Source organism: Pantoea septica (assembly GCF_002095575.1).
GTDB classification, from domain to species: domain Bacteria; phylum Pseudomonadota; class Gammaproteobacteria; order Enterobacterales; family Enterobacteriaceae; genus Pantoea; species Pantoea septica.
The window spans coordinates 58,878-77,946 of the sequence record NZ_MLJJ01000022.1 but is presented as its reverse complement, the minus strand read 5'-3'; the positions used below and the strand labels follow the sequence as shown (position 1 = coordinate 77,946).

18 protein-coding genes are annotated in these 19,069 nt (G+C 60.8%); 12 read left to right on the top strand and 6 right to left on the bottom strand.

Features of this window, described 5'->3' with window-relative positions; translation table 11 throughout:
• Positions 1 to 365, bottom strand: a 365-nt coding sequence (locus HA46_RS21340) for an AsnC family transcriptional regulator (protein WP_244277524.1), incomplete at its 3' end; no start/stop codon positions are given.
• A 284-nt stretch (positions 366 to 649) separates the two neighbouring features.
• On the opposite strand from HA46_RS21340, the gene trxB reads away from it, so the two are divergent.
• The 5 genes from trxB to infA all read left to right on the top strand — a co-directional run bounded on the left by trxB (position 650) and on the right by infA (position 6,545).
• Entirely contained in the window at positions 650 to 1,618 is a 969-nt protein-coding gene (gene trxB / locus HA46_RS13480) for a thioredoxin-disulfide reductase (RefSeq protein ID WP_033789262.1), read from the top strand.
• 137 nt (positions 1,619 to 1,755) lie between these two features.
• Positions 1,756 to 3,525, top strand: coding sequence for a heme ABC transporter permease/ATP-binding protein CydD (gene cydD, locus HA46_RS13475; RefSeq protein ID WP_084884816.1), 1,770 nt, complete (start codon positions 1,756 to 1,758; stop codon positions 3,523 to 3,525).
• Complete coding sequence (gene cydC / locus HA46_RS13470; protein WP_084884813.1) at positions 3,525 to 5,255, top strand: heme ABC transporter ATP-binding protein/permease CydC; 1,731 nt, start codon at positions 3,525 to 3,527, stop codon at positions 5,253 to 5,255. Before cydD ends, cydC begins: the two co-directional genes overlap by 1 nt.
• A gap of 31 nt (positions 5,256 to 5,286) precedes the next feature.
• Positions 5,287 to 5,979 (top strand): leucyl/phenylalanyl-tRNA--protein transferase, encoded by a 693-nt coding sequence (gene aat, locus HA46_RS13465; RefSeq protein ID WP_033789562.1) that lies wholly within the window; start codon positions 5,287 to 5,289, stop codon positions 5,977 to 5,979.
• Positions 5,980 to 6,326: 347 nt separating this feature from the next.
• A complete protein-coding gene (gene infA / locus HA46_RS13460; protein WP_002211347.1) occupies positions 6,327 to 6,545 on the top strand; it encodes a translation initiation factor IF-1 in 219 nt (72 codons plus the stop codon).
• An 89-nt stretch (positions 6,546 to 6,634) separates the two neighbouring features.
• On the opposite strand, the gene clpA is transcribed toward infA, so the two are convergent.
• Together clpA and clpS are read right to left on the bottom strand one after the other, a co-directional pair.
• Entirely contained in the window at positions 6,635 to 8,911 is a 2,277-nt protein-coding gene (gene clpA, locus HA46_RS13455) for an ATP-dependent Clp protease ATP-binding subunit ClpA (RefSeq protein WP_033789258.1), read from the bottom strand.
• A gap of 57 nt (positions 8,912 to 8,968) precedes the next feature.
• Positions 8,969 to 9,289, bottom strand: coding sequence for an ATP-dependent Clp protease adapter ClpS (gene clpS, locus HA46_RS13450; RefSeq protein ID WP_033751321.1), 321 nt, complete (start codon positions 9,287 to 9,289; stop codon positions 8,969 to 8,971).
• Positions 9,290 to 9,610: 321 nt separating this feature from the next.
• On the opposite strand from clpS, the gene cspD reads away from it, so the two are divergent.
• Positions 9,611 to 9,832 carry a cold shock-like protein CspD gene (gene cspD, locus HA46_RS13445; protein ID WP_033751327.1) on the top strand — a complete coding sequence of 74 codons (222 nt, stop codon included), beginning with the start codon at positions 9,611 to 9,613 and terminating at the stop codon, positions 9,830 to 9,832.
• Between the two features lie 81 nt (positions 9,833 to 9,913).
• On the opposite strand, the gene HA46_RS13440 is transcribed toward cspD, so the two are convergent.
• Entirely contained in the window at positions 9,914 to 11,560 is a 1,647-nt protein-coding gene (locus tag HA46_RS13440) for an ATP-dependent nuclease (RefSeq protein ID WP_084884810.1), read from the bottom strand.
• A 105-nt stretch (positions 11,561 to 11,665) separates the two neighbouring features.
• On the opposite strand from HA46_RS13440, the gene HA46_RS13435 reads away from it, so the two are divergent.
• The 3 genes from HA46_RS13435 to ltaE all read left to right on the top strand — a co-directional run bounded on the left by HA46_RS13435 (position 11,666) and on the right by ltaE (position 15,615).
• Positions 11,666 to 12,565, top strand: a complete 900-nt coding sequence (locus tag HA46_RS13435) for a LysO family transporter (protein WP_033789252.1) — start codon at positions 11,666 to 11,668, stop codon at positions 12,563 to 12,565.
• A gap of 100 nt (positions 12,566 to 12,665) precedes the next feature.
• Complete coding sequence (poxB, locus tag HA46_RS13430) at positions 12,666 to 14,387, top strand: ubiquinone-dependent pyruvate dehydrogenase (protein ID WP_084884808.1); 1,722 nt, start codon at positions 12,666 to 12,668, stop codon at positions 14,385 to 14,387.
• Positions 14,388 to 14,613: 226 nt separating this feature from the next.
• Entirely contained in the window at positions 14,614 to 15,615 is a 1,002-nt protein-coding gene (gene ltaE, locus HA46_RS13425; protein WP_033789248.1) for a low-specificity L-threonine aldolase, read from the top strand.
• On the opposite strand, the gene HA46_RS13420 is transcribed toward ltaE, so the two are convergent.
• Positions 15,612 to 16,427 carry an N-acetylmuramoyl-L-alanine amidase gene (locus HA46_RS13420; protein WP_084884806.1) on the bottom strand — a complete coding sequence of 272 codons (816 nt, stop codon included), beginning with the start codon at positions 16,425 to 16,427 and terminating at the stop codon, positions 15,612 to 15,614. The genes ltaE and HA46_RS13420 overlap by 4 nt on opposite strands.
• Positions 16,424 to 16,744, bottom strand: coding sequence for a heavy metal-binding domain-containing protein (locus HA46_RS13415; protein ID WP_033751347.1), 321 nt, complete (start codon positions 16,742 to 16,744; stop codon positions 16,424 to 16,426). The genes HA46_RS13420 and HA46_RS13415 overlap by 4 nt, the downstream gene beginning before the upstream one ends.
• A 107-nt stretch (positions 16,745 to 16,851) precedes the next feature.
• Here HA46_RS13415 and HA46_RS13410 point away from each other — a divergent pair, with 107 nt between their 5' ends.
• From HA46_RS13410 to artJ, 3 genes are all read left to right on the top strand, one after another.
• Positions 16,852 to 17,397 (top strand): lipoprotein, encoded by a 546-nt coding sequence (locus HA46_RS13410; protein ID WP_033789244.1) that lies wholly within the window; start codon positions 16,852 to 16,854, stop codon positions 17,395 to 17,397.
• A 191-nt stretch (positions 17,398 to 17,588) separates the two neighbouring features.
• The gene (gene artP / locus HA46_RS13405) at positions 17,589 to 18,317 is read left to right on the top strand and encodes an arginine ABC transporter ATP-binding protein ArtP (protein WP_033751350.1); all 729 of its coding nucleotides are present in this window, start codon (positions 17,589 to 17,591) and stop codon (positions 18,315 to 18,317) included.
• A gap of 15 nt (positions 18,318 to 18,332) precedes the next feature.
• Positions 18,333 to 19,064: an arginine ABC transporter substrate-binding protein gene (gene artJ / locus HA46_RS13400; protein WP_084884803.1), complete on the top strand. Its 732-nt coding sequence runs from the start codon at positions 18,333 to 18,335 to the stop codon at positions 19,062 to 19,064.
• The last annotated feature ends 5 nt before the right edge of the window (positions 19,065 to 19,069 follow it).

Sequence of the window (19,069 nt, the reverse complement as noted above, 5' to 3'; positions counted from 1 at the left end):
GATAATCCTACGCGTTTGGAAAGCTCTACGTTGGAAATACGACCATCTTTCTGAAGCTCATTCAGAATATTTCTGTCGATTCTGTCGAGATCTTTTCCGGGGCGTTTCTTATTGTCTACCATTATTATTGTCTCTCTTAATTCCTTCCCTTTACCTGCCACGCCCTGGAAACGTTCACTGTTCAAGGCATTAGTGAAGCGAAGAATCAGAGCCTGCGCGCTGTCGCGCATCCATCCGCATGACGCATGTTGTCTGTCCACATCATGCGTCATTACCCATGCCAGGCTGTCATTCATCCGGAAAAAAGGGCAAAACGAGGAACGAAACCCTGTTTTGACTCTCTCCTTCTTCTTCGCTTCTGCCATTGTTTTCGCAAAAGCGCAGGCGATTGTCAAAGTAAAAAGACCAAATTCAGGACAAGATGCCAGACAGACCGCTGGGTAACTGTTTTTAAATGAGAATTTTTGTACTTTTGCACCAGCAAAAACCGATTATTGCCCCCTTTTAGCGCAGTCGGCGTGCAGAACCCGCCGTTATCGTCTACGCCGTTTGCAGCTATCGGCAACAAAATTCTCCAGCCCTTTTTTTGCCACGGTAAATTCCCTACAATCCCAGGTCATGTTGTCAGCCGAATGAAACTGAGGATCATATGAGTACGGCCAAACACAGTAAATTGCTCATTCTGGGCTCCGGCCCGGCGGGTTATACCGCAGCGGTCTATGCTGCTCGCGCTAACCTGAATCCGGTGCTGATCACCGGCCTCGAAAAAGGCGGTCAGCTGACCACCACCACCGAGGTAGAGAACTGGCCCGGCGACCCGCACGATCTCACTGGTCCCTCGCTGATGGAGCGCATGCATGAGCATGCCGAGAAATTCAACACGGAAATCATTTTCGACCATATTCACACCGTCGATCTGCAGAACCGTCCGTTTCGTCTTATCGGCGACAGCGCCGAATATACCGCCGACGCGCTGATTATCGCGACCGGCGCTTCGGCGCGCTATCTGGGCCTGCCTTCCGAAGAGGCGTTTAAAGGCAAAGGCGTTTCCGCCTGCGCTACCTGCGACGGTTTCTTTTACCGCAACCAGAAAGTCGCGGTTATCGGCGGCGGCAATACCGCGGTGGAAGAGGCGCTCTATCTGGCGAACATCGCGGCGGAAGTGCACCTGATTCACCGTCGCGACAGCTTCCGCGCAGAGAAGATCCTGATCGATCGCCTGATGGAAAAAGTGCGCAGCGGCAATATCGTGCTGCACACCGATCGCACGCTGGAAGAGGTCGTCGGCGACCAGATGGGCGTGACCGGCCTGACGCTGCGCTCGACGCTGAACGAAGCGGAAACCGAGTCGCTGGACGTGGCAGGTCTGTTCGTCGCCATCGGCCATAGCCCGAATACGGCGATCTTCGAAGGTCAGCTGGCGCTGGAGAACGGCTATATCAAGGTGCAGTCCGGCCTGCACGGCAACGCCACCCAGACCAGCATCCCTGGCGTGTTCGCCGCAGGCGATGTGATGGACCATATCTATCGCCAGGCGATTACCTCTGCCGGCACCGGCTGTATGGCCGCGCTGGACGCCGAGCGTTATCTTGACGGTCTGGTTAAAAACGATCGGTAAGTTGTTAATTAGCTGATCTAACTTATTCGGGGCGACTGTTTTTCAGTCGCCTTTTTTTATGCCGTCGTGCTAGATTCAGGCGCCTGAAGAGCTACCTTCTTATCCTTTCCTGGATATCGACAACGCTACGGTCTCGCATGAACAAAACCCGGCAACAGGAACTGACCCGCTGGCTGCGCCAGCAACGCGCTTACGGCGGCCGCTGGCTGCGTTTGACCTCGCTGTTTGGGCTGGCGAGCGCGCTGGTGATTATTGCCCAGGCCTGGCTGCTCGCCTTTTTGCTGCAGGCGCTGATAGTCGAACAGCGGCCGCGCGCTGATCTGCTTCTCTCCTTCGCCCTTTTGCTGCTCTGCTTTGCGCTGCGCGCCGTGCTGAACTATGCACGCGAAGCCGCAGGCTTTCGCGCCGGGCAGGCGATTCGCCAGGCGCTGCGTCAGCAGGTGCTGGATCGCCTCTCCGCGCTCGGCCCGGCGTGGATCCGCGGCAAACCGGCGGGCAGCTGGGCGACGCTGCTGCTGGAGCAGATCGAGGAGATGCAGGACTATTACGCGCGCTATCTGCCGCAGATGACGCTGGCGGCGCTGATCCCCTTGTGCATTCTGCTGACCGTTTTCCCGCTCAACTGGGCGGCCGGTTTGATCCTGCTGGTCACCGCGCCGCTGATCCCGCTGTTTATGGCGCTGGTCGGCATGGGCGCGGCGGACGCCAACCGCCGCAACTTCACTGCGCTGGCGCGCCTCAGCGGCGATTTCCTCGACCGGCTGCGCGGGCGCGAAACCCTGCGCCTGTTTCATCGCGCCGAAGCGGAAACCGCCGCTATCGCCGCCTCCACCGCCGATTTTCGCCAGCGCACCATGGAAGTGCTGCGCCTCGCCTTTCTCTCCTCCGCCGTTCTGGAGTTTTTCGCGTCGCTGGCGATTGCGGTGGTCGCGGTTTACTTCGGCTTTTCCTATCTCGGCGAACTCCATTTCGGCACATGGGGAAGCGGCGTTACGCTGTTTGCCGGTTTCGTCGCTCTGATCCTCGCGCCGGAATTCTTCCAGCCGCTGCGCGATCTTGGCGCGTTTTACCATGCCAAAGCGCAGGCGGTCGGCGGCGCGGACGCTCTGGAGCGCTTTATGCGCGAGAGCCCGCAGCCTGCCGCCGCCGAGGGCGCGGCGACGCTCCCCGACGACGCGCCGCTCGCGGTTGTCGCTCAGGATTTGATTGCCCTGAGCCCAGAGGGCAAAACGCTGTGCGGCCCTCTCAGCTTTACGCTTGCGGGCGGCGAGCGCGTGGCGCTGGTCGGCCAGAGCGGCGCAGGAAAAACCGTGCTGATGAACGTGCTGCTCGGCTTCCTGCCCTATCAGGGATCGCTGCGCGTCAACGGCGTTGAGCTGCGCGAGATGAGCCGCGCCTACTGGCAGCGGCAGATCGCCTGGCTTGGGCAAAACCCGCAGCTGCCCGCCGGGACGCTGCAGGAGAATATCGTGATGGGGAGCGGGCGAGACGACGTCGATCTGGACGCTCTGCTCGCCGACTGCGGCGTTAGCGAATTTTTACCGCGGCTCTCCGCCGGCGTGCTGACGCCGATCGGCGACGACGGCGCGGGGCTTTCCGTCGGCCAGGCGCAGCGCATCGCGCTGGCGCGCGCGCTCTATAAGCCAGCGCGTCTGCTGCTGCTGGACGAGCCAGCCGCCAGCCTCGACAGCCACAGCGAACAGCACGTGATGCGGGCGCTCGACAAGGCGTCGCGCCGCCAGACTACTCTGATGATCACCCACCAGCTTGATGCGCTGCAGCAGTGGGACGCGGTCTGGGTCATGCTGGATGGCAGACTGGCGCAGCAGGGCCACTGGCACAATTTGATCGCCGAACCGGGCCCATTTCGCCAGATGGCCTTGCATCGTCAGAAGGAGATTTGTTGATGTCCGCCCTGCGTCCTTTCCTGCGCCTGTTTCTACGTCACCCCTGGCGGCTGTCGCTGGGCGTGCTGCTTGCCATCGTTACGCTGCTCGCCAGCATCGGTTTGCTGGCGCTTTCGGGCTGGTTTCTTGCCGCCTCTTCGCTAGCGGGCCTCGCCGGGCTCTACAGTTTTAACTACATGCTGCCCGCCGCAGGCGTTCGCGGCGCGGCGATCTCACGCACCGCCGCGCGCTATTTCGAGCGGCTGGTCAGCCATGACGCTACTTTCCGCGTGCTGCAACATCTGCGCGTCTTTACCTTCAGCCGACTTATCGCACTGGCGCCGGGCCAGCTGGCGGCGTTCCGCCAGGGCGATCTGCTCAACCGCTTCGTCGGCGACGTCGATACCCTCGACCATCTCTATCTGCGAATTATCGCGCCGCTGGCTGGCGCTTTCGTAGTGATTGCGGTGGTGACGCTGGGCATCAGCCTGCTGGACGTGCGGCTTGCGCTGACCCTCGGCGGCGTGATGCTGGCGACGCTGCTGCTGCTGCCGCCGCTGTTTTATCGGCTGGGCGCGCCAGCCGGGCGCGCTATTGCGCAGCAGCGCGCCCAGTGGCGTCTGCGGCTGATGCACTGGCTAAGCGGGCAGGCTGAACTGGCGATCTACGGCCTCTCCGGTCGCTGGCGCGAGCAGCTCGACCGCGACGAGGCGCGCTGGCAAAAAGCGCAGCAGCAACAGCAGCGCCTGCAGGCGCTGTCGCAAAGTCTGCTGCTGCTGATAAGCGGCGCGACCCTAACCCTACTGCTGTGGATGAGCGCCGATAGCCTGGCGCGCGACGCCTCGTCCGGCGCGCTTATCGCGCTGGTGGTCTTCTGCGCGCTGGCCGCCTTCGAAGCGCTGGGCCCGGTCGCCGCCGCCTTTCTGCCGCTGGCGCAGGTGATCGCCGCCGCGCAGCGCGTCACCGGCATTATCGGTCAGACGCCCGCGATTCGCTTTCCTGCCAGCGCGGACAGCGCAGCGGGTAGCCTCTCGGTGGCGATCGATCAGGTCACCTTTCGCTATCCGCATCGCCCCGAAGCGGTGCTGGAAGGATTTTCGCTGCAGGTGCGGGCGGGCGAACGCGTGGCGCTGCTCGGCCCTACCGGCTGCGGTAAATCCACCCTGCTGGCGCTGCTGACGCGCGCCTGGGACGTGGAGGCGGGATCAATTACGCTGCAGGAGGTTGCGCTGCGCAGCTGGGACGAAAAATCGCTGCGTCAGCGCATCAGCGTGGTGACGCAGCGCGTGCATCTCTTCAATCAGACGCTGCGCGAGAACCTGCGCGTGGCGCGTCCCGACGCCAGCGATGCGCAGCTCAGCGAGGCGCTGCGCCAGAGCGGGCTGACGCGGCTGCTGGAAAGCGAGGAAGGGCTTAATGCCTGGCTCGGCGAAGGCGGGCGTCCGCTGTCGGGCGGCGAACTGCGTCGCCTGGCGATAGCACGTGCGCTGCTGCACGACGGCGATCTCTGGCTGCTTGACGAACCCACCGAGGGGCTCGACGCCGCCACCGAACAGCAAATTTTAGCGCTGCTGCTGCAGGTCACCGCCGGCAAGACCCTGATGATGGTGACGCACCGCCTCAGCGGGCTGGAGAGGCTGGATCGCATCTGCGTGATGGAAAATGGCCAGATTGTCGAACAGGGCCCGCATCACGAATTAATCTCAAAAGAGGGGCGCTACTGGCATTTCCAGCAGCGCTTTGCGCTATAGTCTTAGCGAAAAAGCGACGAGTAACGATGCGATGAGACTGGTGCAACTGTCACGGGAATCCCTTCATTTTCCTCCGCCGGAGATGGCGCTGCGCGAGCCGAACGGCCTGCTGGCGATGGGCGGCGATCTCTCCCCTGCCCGCCTGCTCAGCGCCTATCAGCGCGGCATTTTCCCCTGGTTTTCGCCGGGCGATCCGATTTTGTGGTGGTCGCCCGATCCGCGCGCGGTACTCGTGCCGGAATCTTTTCATCTCAGCCGCAGCATGGCGCGGTTTCATCGCCGTTCGCCATACCGCGTTACCATGAATCACGCCTTTTTCGAGGTGGTGGAAGGCTGCGCTGCCGGTCGTCAGGAAGGCACCTGGATCACCTTCGAGGTAAAGCGCGCCTGGCAGCGCCTCTATGAACTGGGTCATGCGCACTCTGTCGAAGTCTGGCAGGATCAGCAGCTGGTCGGCGGCATGTACGGCCTCGCGCTTGGGCAGATCTTCTGCGGCGAGTCGATGTTCAGCCGCAGTGAGAACGCCTCGAAAACCGCACTCTGGGTATTTTGCCAGCATTTCATGAAACATCAGGGGAGGCTGGTGGATTGCCAGGTTTTGAATCCGCACACCGCCTCGCTGGGCGCACATGAGATCCCGCGCGTCGACTATTTGCAGTATGTTCAGACCCTTGCCTGGCAGCCCGTCAGCGCCGGCTGCTGGCGTACTCAGACCCTTTTTTAAGCCTGCGCAGATGTTTTGCACACAATCAGGCGCAAAAGTGGTATAATAGTCGCGTTTGGTATGTCGTCCGCGCTTCGCAACGGCGAGCCGGAATTGCCAGGCTGGGAATCACAACGCACTCCCGGAACTGTTTCAGATGAGCGCGTGTTACCGCCTACTGACGCAGATTCTTAGCCCGTTAATCCCCCGCAGACGTCACATAAACACCCGAATTTAACCGAGATGCTCGTGCCCTCGCGCGAAGCACGGCGAAGCGTTGGCCTTACCGCCAACGTTTCTTTACATAAATCGTGGAATTCGGCATTATCTTGCCGGTTCACTGAAAGCTAGTCCACCCAGAGGATTCGATGGCCAAAGAAGACAATATTGAAATGCAAGGTACCGTACTTGATACGTTACCTAACACCATGTTCCGTGTAGAACTCGAGAACGGTCACGTGGTTACCGCTCATATCTCCGGTAAAATGCGTAAAAACTATATCCGCATCCTGACGGGCGACAAAGTAACTGTTGAGCTGACCCCGTACGACCTGAGCAAAGGCCGCATTGTCTTCCGTAGTCGCTAAGCGGCTTCGTTTCGCTTTCGCCGCCTGAACGGCGGTGAAAAAAAAGGCCAGATTCGCATCTGGCCTTTTCTATTTCTATCGTACGGCGCTTAGTGAACCGTGCCTTCCGTTTTGCGTTTTTCTGCGCTGAGGAAGTGGTAGGTCAGCTGGTTCTTCTCTTTGTCGAGCGCCACCGAAACCGATCCGCCATCCACCAGCGAGCCGAACAGCAATTCGTTGGCCAGCGGTTTCTTGAGGTTTTCCTGCACCGTACGCGCCATCGGACGCGCGCCCATCGCCTTGTCGTAGCCTTTCTCCGCCAGCCAGTCGCGCGCTTCGTCGCTGACCTCCAGCGAGACGCCCTTAGCATCCAGCTGCGCCTGCAGTTCGACAATAAACTTGTCCACGACCTGATGGATCACCTCCGGTGACAGGTGACGGAACCAGATAATATTGTCGAGACGGTTGCGGAACTCCGGCGTAAAGATCTTTTTGATCTCTTCCATCGCGTCGGTGCTGTTGTCCTGATGGATCAGACCAATCGATTTCCGCTCGGTTTCACGTACGCCCGCGTTGGTGGTCATGACCAGCACCACGTTGCGGAAGTCCGCTTTACGGCCGTTGTTGTCCGTCAGCATGCCGTTGTCCATGACCTGCAGCAGCAGGTTGAAGACGTCCGGATGCGCTTTTTCGATTTCGTCGAGCAGCACCACCGCATGCGGATGTTTAATCACCGCATCAGTCAGCAGACCGCCCTGATCGAAGCCGACATAGCCCGGAGGCGCACCAATCAGGCGGCTCACCGTATGACGTTCCATATACTCGGACATATCGAAACGCAGCAGCTCGATGCCGAGCGCCTTCGCCAGCTGAACCGTGACCTCGGTTTTCCCTACCCCGGTCGGACCGGCGAACAGGAAAGAGCCAACAGGTTTGCGATCCTGGCCCAGTCCGGCGCGGCTCATTTTGATCGCTTCAGTCAGGGCCTCAATGGCGTTATCCTGGCCGAACACCAGCATTTTCAGGCGATCGCCGAGATTTTTCAGCGTGTCGCGGTCGGTTGCCGAAACGCTCTTCTCAGGAATACGCGCGATACGCGCCACCACGGTCTCAATATCAGAGACGTTGATGGTCTTCTTGCGCTTGCTGGCCGGCATCAGACGCGCCCTTGCGCCAGCTTCGTCGATCACGTCGATCGCTTTGTCCGGCAGATGACGATCGTTGATATATTTCACCGCCAGCTCAACCGCGGCGCGCACCGCTTTCGCGGTATAGCGCACGTCGTGGTGCGCTTCATATTTCGGCTTGAGACCGTTCAGAATCTGCACGGTTTCGTCCAGCGACGGCTCGGTGATATCGATCTTCTGGAAGCGACGCGCCAGCGCGCGATCTTTTTCGAAGATATTGCTGAACTCCTGATAGGTGGTTGATCCCATCACGCGGATTTTCCCGCTGGAGAGCAACGGCTTAATCAGGTTAGCCGCATCCACCTGCCCGCCGGAAGCCGCGCCTGCGCCGATGATAGTATGGATCTCATCGATAAACAGAATGCTGCTGTTATCCTGCTCCAGCTGTTTCAGCAAGGCTTTGAAGCGCTTCTCGAAGTCGCCGCGATACTTTGTGCCCGCCAGCAGCGAACCGATATCGAGCGAGTAGATAGTGCAGTCCTTCATCACTTCCGGCACGTCACCCTGCACGATGCGCCAGGCCAGGCCTTCCGCGATGGCGGTTTTCCCGACGCCCGACTCGCCCACCAGCAGCGGGTTGTTTTTACGGCGGCGGCACAGTACCTGAACGGTACGCTCCAGCTCTTTGTCGCGACCTATCAGCGGATCGATTCCGCCGACGCGAGCAAGCTGATTGAGATTGGTGGTGAAGTTTTCCATACGATCCTCCCCGCCTGCTTGCTCTTCGTTGACCGGATTCTCACTCTGCGGCGCCTGGCCGGGTTCGTCTTTACGCGTACCGTGAGAAATGAAGTTCACCACGTCAAGACGGCTGACTTCATGTTTGCGCAGCAGATAGGCCGCCTGCGACTCCTGCTCGCTGAAGATGGCGACCAGCACATTAGCGCCAGCGACTTCGCTGCGGCCCGATGACTGGACATGGAATACCGCGCGCTGCAGCACGCGCTGGAAGCTGAGCGTGGGTTGGGTATCGCGCTCCGCTTCACTGGCGGGCAGCACCGGTGTGGTTTGTTCAATGAAAGCTTCAAGTTCTTGCCGCAGCGCGACAATATCGACGGTACAGGCTTCCAGTGCCTCTCTGGCCGACGGGTTGCTGAGCAGAGCCAGCAACAAATGCTCGACGGTCATAAACTCATGACGGTGCTCACGCGCTCTGGCGAAAGCCATGTTTAAACTGAGTTCCAGTTCTTGATTGAGCATAGGCACCTCCCCCAATTATCGCTCTGACAACCTCACCTTCACTATATGAGGGCGAGTTCAGGCTTTTTCCAGCGTACACAGCAATGGATGCTGATTCTCCCGCGCGTACTTGTTCACCATCGCGACTTTGGTCTCCGCCACTTCGGCGGTAAAGACACCGCAGATCGCCTTTCCGTGGTAGTGAACTTTCAGCATCAGTTGCGTTGCACGTTCAACATCATAAGAAAAGAACTTTTGCAGAACGTCAATAACAAATTCCATAGGCGTATAATCGTCATTATTCAGGATGACTTTATACATAGAGGGCGGCTGCAATCCCTCTTTCGCTTTGTCTTCGGCCAGGTGTTCAAAGTTAAGCCAGTCGTTAGTGTTTGCCATAATGTTCCGTTGAAATCCTGCACATCGATACGGACGATTATCTGTCCATACGTAGAGTTTAACACGCCTGTCAAGCACGCCTCCGCCGCAGCGATTTTTTGCGAAAAAAGCTGCGCGCGACCTGTATCACAAAATTCGCAATAGCGTTAACTGTCTCAAATTTTGATGATTTTATCCCTGCGCTCTCCGGTGGTTTGCTTGACGCCAGGGGCCCTTTCTCTACATTCTACAGACACAAGCTGATTGAGTTTTAAACAAACTCGACCCCAGCTTTAATTTACTCACCTGATTATCAAAATGTCTTGCGAGGGAAGTAAAAGCATGGAGACGGGTACTGTTAAATGGTTCAATAACGCCAAGGGCTTCGGCTTTATCTGTCCGATCGGTGGCGGAGAAGATATCTTCGCGCACTACTCTACGATTCAGATGGATGGCTACAGAACATTAAAAGCCGGGCAACAAGTTCAGTTCGATGTTCATCAGGGCCCGAAAGGCAATCATGCCAGTCTGATCGTGCCAGTGGACGTTGTACAGCACGCCTGAACGGTTATCACCCCATTCTGAACGCTCCCCCAAAAAATGCCAGCCGTGTCGCTGGCATTTTATTTTATTGCGCACGTGCGGTTAATCCGCTTTGCCGCGCGCCAGCCACATTACGCGCGAAAACATCTGACGCATCAACGGCGGCATCGCCTGTTCTCCGCGCTCGGCGGCGGCGGTCGCGACGGCGATGGCCAGCTCCGGCTTGGAGGCGTGCTGGAGAGCTTTGGCAATAATACGCCTGGGGCTCATCGCCGCATTTAACGGGAGATGCGCCATCAGCAGATAAACCGCTTTAAAGCCTGCGCCGAACAGATAGTGCTCCATATCGAGCGCGGGCAGCTGCGTGAGATGGTGGTCGCTCTCCTCGTGCGGCGCCAGCTGACTGCGCGCCGTGGCGGCATATTTATTGCCGGCGTCGTCGCCGTCGGTCAGCACGTGCCAGGCGATACCCATACGCGCGGCGAACTTCAGCAGCGGCTTCAGACCCGCCTGCGCAAACTCGATAACCTTCACCCCTTCCGCCGCAAAATGGTAGCCGCACTGGCGCGCCAGCTCGTTGATGATCCACACCTCGGTTTCGCCCTCCACCAGCAGCCAGCAGCGGGCGAACAGCGCCGCCGGTCGGTTAACGCGAATATGAAAGCCGATACGGCGGCTCTCTTCGGCACTCAATCCCTGCGGGCCGATGCGCCAGGCGGCGACGCGCGTCGGTTCGCGCACCAGCCGACAGACATTCTCTACCGGCGTCAGCGACAGCAGCTCGCCCGAGTTGGTGGTGGCGATTTTCTGCAGCGGGATAAGTTCGAGAAGATTCCAGGTCACCGACAGCATAATCGGATGCAGCCGGGTTTCCGGATCTTCTATCAGCAGCAGCGGGCGCGCTTCCGGTGAGAGCCCCGCCGCGCCCCGCGCCTGTGCCAGCAGAACGAACATACGCAGCAGCACGATCTGCTGACTGCGCGAATCGGTTTCGCCGATCAGCTGGTTAAGGCGATCGAGCGCGCGCCAGCCGTGCGCGCCGTCGCGGGTTTGCGGGTCGCTGCGCCGCGCGCCGTCCGCGGCGGGCTGCTGCACCAGAAAATAGTGCTCCATCAGCTGCTGCATGGTGGCGACGCCCTGCCGCAGCGTTTCATCGCTGAGCTGATGGGGCTGCGACGCCAGCTGGCGCGTCAGGCCGCCGATATCTGCCGCCAGCGCGCTCATCTCAGCGCTTCGCGCCTGCTTGTCACCTGCGTCGTGCCGCGCGCGGCGGCTAAAGCGCGCATCGCGCAGGCGCAGCACCGGATGTAGCCGCGCCAGCTGGCTTATCGCCTCTTCGCTGCCCGCCGGCGGCAGCGCCTCGCCGTCAGCGCGCAGAAAGCGGCGCGAGGCGGTAACCTCGGTGTCGCGCAGCCGGGCGCGGGTGCTGAAGTAGAGCCAGCGTGCGCCCTGCGCGTCGCGCTGCCAGAATGGCGAAAACAGCGCCGCCTGCTCGCTGCCGTCGTCGCGAAAATGAAACACGATTTGCAGCCGCCGCATCGGCGTCTCGCGGTTGCCGGGCGTGAAGTGGAAATCGTTCCGGGTAAACTGATAAGAGGTCTCCTGCGGCGCAAGCAGCAGGCTCAGAGCGTCCAGCAAACTCGATTTGCCCCAGGTGTTTTCGCCGATCAGCAGGGTTGTCTGGGTGAGCGGCAGCGACAAATGATTAATGCCGCGAAAGCCGGTAATCTCGATATGTTCCAGAATCATCACGCTCTCTCCTCAGGTTCGGCCATGCCGCTGTAATACAAGAGTTTACTCTATCAGGCTTTTTCGCTAGCGTGTCCGCACTCTCTGCAAGGAAACGCATCCGTTATGTATTCTGGGCTTCTTATTATTCTGCTGCCGCTGGTGGCGGGCTGGCTGTTGCCGCTGCGTCAGCCCGCTTTTTTACGTCTGGTGAATCGTCTGCTGGGCTGGATGGTCTATATCATTCTCTTCTTTATGGGCATCAGCCTCGCCTTTCTCGATAATCTCAGCCGCAATCTGCTTAGCGTTTTTCATATCGCGCTGGTCAGCGCGCTGGCGATCCTGCTGTGCAATCTGCTGGCGCTGCGCCTGCTGGAAAAAAAGCGTCCCTGGCAGCACAAGCACAGGCAGGAAGCGCTGCCGTCGCGCCTGCGTATGGCGCTCGACTCGCTGACGCTGTGCGGCGTGGTGGTGGCGGGCTTTTTGACGGGACTGACGCAGCTCGCTTTTCTGCGTCACGCCTCCACCGCCAGCGAATATGCGCTGATTTTTCTGCTATTTCTCGTCGGGGTGCAGCTGCGCGGCAGCGGCATGACGCTGCGCCAGATTCTGCTGAATCGACGCGGCATGCTGGTGTCGGTGGTGGTGCTGCTGAGCGCCCTGCTGGGCGGCGCCATCGCCGCCGCGCTTCTGGGTCTGCCGCTGAAAGCCGGTCTGGCGCTGGCCAGCGGTTTCGGCTGGTATTCTCTTTCCGGCATTCTGATGACCGAAGCGTTCGGACCGGTGATCGGCAGCGCCGCCTTTTTCAACGACCTGGTGCGCGAACTGACCGCCATCATGCTGATTCCGGCGCTGATAGCCCGGCATCGCTCTAGCGCGCTCGGGCTGTGCGGCGCGACGGCGATGGATTTCACCCTGCCGGTGCTGCAGCGCGCGGGCGGCAATGAAATCGTGCCGGCCGCTATCGTGCACGGCTTTGTGATGAGTTTGCTGGCGCCGCTGCTCATCGCCTTTTTCTCCGCGTAACGCGCAGCGCACTTTTTCACGGCTGCGCGCGCCAAACCTCGTCTAGTCTTCTCTTTTTGTCCGCCATTGGGAAGATGGCTTACAGCCAAAGGAGAGTGAGATGAAACAGACCGTTGCGGCGCTGATCGCGAAAACGCTTGAAAACGCCGGCGTCAAACGTATCTGGGGGGTGACCGGAGACTCCCTGAACGGGCTGAGCGACAGCCTGAACCGCATGGGCACCATTGAGTGGATGCCGACGCGGCACGAAGAGGTCGCCGCCTTCGCCGCCGGAGCGGAAGCGCACGTCAGCGGCGAGCTGGCGGTCTGCGCCGGCTCCTGCGGACCGGGCAACCTGCATCTCATCAACGGCCTGTTCGACTGCCATCGCAACCGCGTGCCGGTGCTGGCGATTGCCGCCCATATTCCCTCCAGCGAGATCGGCAGCGGCTATTTTCAGGAGACGCATCCACAGGAGCTGTTCCGTGAGTGCAGCCACTACTGCGAACTGGTCTCCAGCCCCGAGCAGCTGCCGCAGGTGCTGGGCATCGCGATGCGCGAGGCGATCCTTAATCGCGGCGTGTCGGTCGTAGTGCTGCCGGGCGACGTGGCGCTGAAGCCCGCGCCGGAGAGCGCGTCGGCCGCCTGGTATCCCCCGCTGTTGCCGCAGGTTATGCCGCAGGAAAGCGAGCTGGCGCTGCTGGCGCAAACCCTGAACGAGGCCAGCAATATCACCCTGCTGTGCGGCAGCGGCTGTGCTGGCGCCCATGACGAAGTGGTGCGGCTGGCGGAGACGCTGAAGGCGCCTATCGTCCATGCGCTGCGCGGCAAAGAGCATCTTGAGTACGATAACCCTTATGACGTCGGCATGACCGGGCTGATCGGCTTCTCATCGGGCTATCACGCCATGATGAACGCCGATACGCTAGTGCTGCTCGGCACCAAATTCCCCTACCGCGCTTTCTATCCCGAACACGCGAAGATCATTCAGCTCGATATCAATCCCGGCAGCCTCGGCGCCCATTGCCATCTCGATCAGGCGTACGTCGGCGCGGTGAAGCCGACGCTGCAGGCGCTGCTGCCGCGGCTGGAGAAGAAAACCGACCGCCATCATCTCGACAGCGCGCTTGAACACTACGCCGACGCGCGCAAAGGGCTGGATGAGCTGGCTAACGCCAACGACAAGCAGGCCATCCATCCGCAGTACCTGGCGCAGCAGATCAGCCACTACGCCAGCGACGACGCGATTTTCACCTGCGACGTCGGCACGCCAACCGTCTGGGCGGCGCGCTATCTGAAGATGAACGGCCGTCGCCGCCTGCTCGGCTCTTTCAATCATGGTTCAATGGCGAACGCCATGCCGCAGGCGCTCGGCGCCCAGGCGCTGAACCGCGATCGTCAGGTGGTGGCGCTGTGCGGCGACGGCGGCTTCAGCATGCTGATGGGCGACTTTATTACCCTGGCGCAGCTCAAGCTGCCGGTAAAGCTGGTGATCTTCAATAACAGCGTGCTGGGCTTTGTCGCCATGGAGATGAAGGCGGGCGGCTACCTCACCGACGGCACCGAGCTGGATAATCCTGACTTCGCCGCCATCGCCGAGGCGTGCGGCATTAAAGGGCTGCGCGTGGAGAAGGCGTCCGAGCTTAACGGCGCGCTGGAGCAGGCGTTCGCGCATCCCGGTCCGGTGCTGGTGGACGTCATCACCGCCAAAGAGGAGCTGGCGATGCCGCCGCAGATCAAGATGGAGCAGGCGAAAGGTTTTAGCCTCTATATGCTGCGCGCAATTCTGAACGGTCGCGGCGACGAAGTGGTGGAGCTGGCGAAAACCAACTGGCTGCGGTAAAAGAGGGAGACGACGCTGGGCGCTGATGTTTCTTTCAGCGTGCTCAAAGCCTGAGAAGCGGGTGGCATGGGCAGAAGAGCAAAGCGTCCCGCGTCAGGGATGACGCGGGCCGAGCGCGCATGGATGCCTTGAGCGACTTTGCGATCGGCCCATGCCACCCGCTTCGGCACCTGTTGGCATTCTTAACGGGCGTTTACGCCCGCTTTTCTTTTCTCAGGAGAGCAACGTGATCGATTTACGCAGTGATACCGTAACCCGGCCGAGCGCCGCGATGTTGCAGGCGATGATGGCCGCCGAAACCGGCGACGACGTCTATCGCGACGATCCCACCGTCAATGCGCTGGAGGCGGAAGCCGCGCGGCTCAGCGGCAAAGCGGCCGCGCTATTCTTTCCGACCGGCACCCAGGCTAATCTGGTGGCGCTGCTGAGCCACTGCGAGCGCGGCGACGAATATATCGTCGGCCAGCAGGCGCATAACTATAAATATGAAGCGGGCGGCGCGGCGGTGCTGGGCAGCATTCAGCCGCAGCCGATCCTCGCTGCCGAAGACGGCACGCTGCCGCTGGACTTAGTGGCCGCCGCCATCAAACCGGACGATATTCACTTTGCGCGCACCCGCCTGCTTAGCCTGGAGAACACCCACCACGGCAAGGTGCTGCCGCTCGACTATCTCGCCCGCGCCTGGGACTTTAGCCGCGAGCGCAAGCTGGCGCTGCATATCGACGGCGCGCGCATCTTTAACGCGGTGGTGGCGCAAAACGTCACGCTGGAGGCGATCGCGCGCTACTGCGACACGTTGACTATCTGCCTGTCGAAAGGATTGGGCACGCCGGTGGGATCGCTGCTGTGCGGCGATGAGGCCTACATCGAGCGCGCGCGCCGCTGGCGCAAAATGGCGGGCGGCGGCATGCGCCAGGCGGGCATCCTGGCGGCGGCCGGCCTCTACGCGCTGCGGCACAATGTGGCGCGGCTGAAAGAGGATCACGACAACGCCGCCTGGCTCGGTCAGCAGCTGCAACAGGCGGGCGTCGAGGTGGTGGATCAGCAGACCAATATGCTGTTCGTGCGCGTGCCCGCCGAGCAGATCGAGCCGCTGAAAAACTGGTTCGCCGCGCGCGACGTGCTGTTAAGCGTCGGGCCGGTGACGCGCATCGTTACCCATCTGGACGTCGACCGCCATGCGCTGGAGCAGCTGCTGGCGCACTGGAAAGCCTTCCTGCAGCGCTAATCGCCATATCTCTCCAGCAGCGCCTCGGCAATCGCCAGCGTCTCCGCGTCCGGCAAGCCGCGATAGTCCGCCGGACGAAAATGCATCTGGAACGCCGCGATCAGCCGCTGCTGCTGACGCGGCGTAGCGGCGCCGCTCGCGTCGTAGCCGTAGCGCGACAGCGCCGCCAGCAGCGTCTCCATCGCCACCGGCGTCTGCGCCGCCCTGCCCGCTAAATAGTGCTGCACGCGCGACGCCTCCGGCCAGGCGCCGATCCCCTGCCGCGCCAGCTGATGCCAGGGAAACAGCGGTCCGGGATCCTGCTTGCGCTGCGGCGCGACATCGCTATGGCCGACGATATTCTGCGGCGCGATGGCGTAGCGCCGGGCGATATCCTTCAACAGCAGCGTCAGCGCCGCGATCTGCGCCTCGGTAAAGGGCTGCCAGTCGCGCCCGGTCAGGGTGCGCGTATAGCCGCGGTTCACCAGCTCGATGCCGATGGAGGTGTCGTTGAGGCGCGTCGCGTCGCGCCAGAAGCTTGGTCCGGCGTGCCATGCGAGCTGCGGCTCCGGCACCAGCTGCCAGATAATGTGCTTTCCTGCGCGCTGCGGCGGCTGGCGGGGAATCAGGTAGTGGGCGCTGACGTCGCGATCGGTCAGGGTCGCCAGCGAAGAGGGAAAATCCTCGGCGGTATAATGAATCACGATCGCTTTAATGCGCGGCCTGGCGCCGTAAGCCGGATGCTGCGTATCGACCCAGTAGCCCTGCCGCGATTCCAGTCCGCTCTGGCAGCCCACCAGCAGCAGCGCCAGCGCGGCCAGCAGCCGCCTCAACGGAGTTTCACCGCCGTGCCGCTTACGCTGACCATCAGCATGCTGCCGTCTTTGCCGACGGTTTCGTAATCGATATCGATGCCGACCACCGCACTGGCGCCTAACGCCTTCGCCTGCGCTTCCAGCTCCTCGAAGGCGATTTCGCGCGCCTTGCGCAGCTCTTTCTCATAGGCGCCGGAACGGCCGCCGACCACGTCGCGGATGCCGGCGAAAAAGTCGCGGAAGATGTTAGCGCCCAGGATCGCTTCGCCGGTGACGACGCCGCAGTAGTCGCTGATGCTGTGTCCTTCCAGCGTAGGCGTAGTGGAAAATTTCATCGCTCTCTCCTGATATGAAATAGGGAACAAGGCTCTTTCAACTAAAAAGCACGGCTATACTCTATGCTAAAAATAGCGCTTTGCCAGAGAACAATAAGGAAATCGAGATGAGAAACAAAGCCTTTGCGCTGCTGCTTCCGGCCGCACTGCTGCTCTCCGCCTGCACCACGGTGGAGCCGGTGATTAAGGACAACGGCCCTCGCACCGCGCCCTGCGTCGACGGCGGTCCAGACAGCGTCGCGCAGCAGTTTTACGATCTGCGCATTCAGCAGCCGACGCCAGGCCTGCCGGGCGGCGATCAGCTGGCGAAATATCGCCCCTACCTGAGCGACCGCCTCTATCAGGCGCTGCAGCAGGCGAACACCCAGGGCGGCAACGCCACGGCGCAGTGGCGCAGCAGCGATCTCTTCTCCAGCCTGGCGCAGGGGCCTACCGCCGCCAGCGTGGCGGACAGCTCTACCATTCCGAACCGCGACGCGCGCAATATCCCGCTGCGCGTCGAGCTGAGCCGCGACGGCAAAAGCTGGCAGGATGAGGTGCTGATGATCCGCGAAGGCACCTGCTGGGTGGTGGATGACGTGCGTTACGTCGCCGACTGGGCGCATCCGGGCGGCGGCACCCTGAGCCAGACGCTGGAGCAGGCGAAAAAATAAACGCTACCCGGCGCGCCGCTCTCTCGCGGCGCGTCTCTCTGGCGCGTGCGCCGCCTGCCGCTAAGTGGCGCGATATTGTGCTACGCTTTATCTGTTTCGCTGCAGTTTAATAAATTTTAACCCACTTCATTTGCATAACTATTCTGGTGCGGTTAAGATTCGCGGCACTAATGGCTATTCAAAATTTGCGCATGAGTATTCAACTAAACGGGATTAACTGCTTTTACGGCGCCCACCAGGCGCTGTTTGACATCAATCTGGATTGCCCGCAAGGCGAAACGCTGGTGCTGCTCGGCCCAAGCGGTGCGGGGAAAAGCTCACTCCTGCGCGTGCTTAATCTGCTGGAGCAGCCGCGCTCGGGCAGCCTGAAAATCGCCGGCAACCATTTCGACTTCAGCAAGACGCCGTCCGATGCCGCCATCCGCGAGCTGCGTCAGAATGTTGGCATGGTTTTCCAGCAATATAATCTCTGGCCGCATCTCACCGTGGTGCAGAACCTGATCGAAGCCCCGTGCCGCGTGCTGGGTCTCAGCAAAGCGGAGGCGCGCGCGCGCGCCGACAAGCTGCTGGAGCGCCTGCGCCTTACGCCCTATGCCGATCGTTTCCCGCTGCACCTTTCCGGCGGCCAGCAGCAGCGCGTCGCCATCGCGCGCGCCCTGATGATGGAGCCGCAGGTGCTGCTGTTCGACGAGCCGACCGCCGCGCTCGATCCGGAAATCACCGCGCAGATCGTCAGCATTATTCGCGAACTCGCCCAGACGCACATTACCCAGGTCATCGTGACGCACGAAGTGGAAGTCGCCCGTAAAACCGCCAGCCGCGTGGTGTATATGGAGAACGGCCATATCGTGGAACAGGGCGACGCCAGCCGATTTACACAGCCGCAAACCGAGGCGTTTGCACATTATCTTTCGCATTAAGTCAGGAAGCTCTCAATGAAAAAAATCGTACTTGCTGCACTGCTTGCTGGTCTGAGCCTGAGCGCGTCTGCGGCGCAGACTATCCGCTTCGCCACGGAGGCCTCCTATCCGCCGTTTGAGTTCGTCGACTCCAGCAACAAGATTCAGGGCTTCGACGTCGACCTGGCGAACGCGCTCTGCAAAGAGATGAACGCGACCTGCACCTTCACCAACCAGGCGTTCGACAGCCTGATCCCGAGCCTGAAGTTCCGCCGTTTCGACGCGGTGATGGCCGGTATGGACATTACGCCCGAGCGTGAAAAACAGGTGCTGTTCAGCAAGCCTTACTACGACAACTCGGCGCTGTTTATCGCGCAAAAAGGCAAAGTGGCCGACGTCGCCGCGCTGAAAGGCAAGCGCGTCGGCGTGCAGAACGGCACGACGCACCAGAAATACCTTAACGATCGGCATGCCGATATCACCACCGTGCCCTACGACAGCTATCAGAACGCGGTGCTGGATCTGAAAAACGGCCGTATCGACGCGGTCTTCGGCGACACGGCGGTAGTCAACGAATGGCTGAAGCAGAACGCCAGCCTGGCAGCGGTCGGCGATAAAGTCACCGACAAAGCCTACTTCGGCACCGGCCTCGGCATCGCCGTGCGCCAGGGCAATACCGATCTGCAGGCGAAGTTCGACGCCGCGCTGGAGAAGGTAAAGGCTGACGGCACCTATAAAACCATCTACAGCAAATGGTTCCAGCAGTAATCAAC